The organism is Streptomyces sp. 8P21H-1, from assembly GCF_013302945.1.
In genome coordinates this window covers 798-1,688 of record NZ_JABTYA010000299.1, presented here as the reverse complement: position 1 = coordinate 1,688, position 891 = coordinate 798, and the positions used below count along the sequence as shown (strand labels likewise).

Genomic DNA, 891 nt, shown 5'->3' with positions numbered 1-891 from the left:
TTCCGCGAGGTCGTGCAGGGGCTGTCCTTCGGCGAGCCGCGCATTCCGGTGGTCTCCAACGTGACCGGCCGGATCGCGCAGGCCGGTGAACTGACCTCCCCGGACTACTGGGTGACCCATGTCCGGGAAGCCGTCCGCTTCGCCGACGGCATCCGTGCGCTCCGTGTCGCGGGAGTGGACCGCTGCGTCGAGATCGGCCCCGAGGCGGTGCTGACCGGCATGGCCCGCACCTGCCTCGACGGTGACGAGGACGCGGCCGTCCTGCTCGTGCCGACGGCCCGCAAGGGCCGCGACGAGACGGAGGCCCTCCTCACCGCCGTCGCCCAGCTGCACACCACGGGGACGGCCGTCGACTGGTCCGGCTTCTTCGCCGGGACCGGTGCCCGTGCCGTCGACCTGCCGACGTACGCCTTCCAGCGGCAGCGCTACTGGCTGACCGCGACCGACGGAGCTCCCGCCGCGGCGGGAGGCGCCGGACTCGACGCGGCGGAGCACCCGTTGCTGGGTGCGGTGGTGTCGCTGCCTGATTCCGGTGGTGTGGTGCTGACGGGCAGGCTGTCGGTGGAGACCCAGCCGTGGCTCGCCGACCACGTGGTCCTCGGCCGGATCCTGCTGCCCGGCGCCGTCCTCGTCGAACTGGCCCTGGCGGCCGGCGAGGCCGTGGACTGCGCCACCCTGGACGAACTGACCCTGGCGGCACCCCTGGTACTGCCCGAGCGGGGCGGCGCCCAGATCCGCGTGATCGTCGGACCGCGCACCGCGGAACGCCGTACGGTCGCCGTCTACTCCCGTCCCGAAGGCACCTCGCAGGACTGGGCCACCCATGCCTCCGGTTTCCTCACGGAGGCGGCTGTGGTGGCCGGGTCCGAGTGGGGTGAGTGGCCGCCTGTT

1 protein-coding gene is annotated in these 891 nt (G+C 73.2%); it reads left to right on the top strand.

Features of this window, described 5'->3' with window-relative positions; genetic code table 11:
- Positions 1-891: acyltransferase domain-containing protein (locus tag HO151_RS06340; protein WP_173895116.1), on the top strand; the 891-nt coding region annotated here is incomplete at both ends.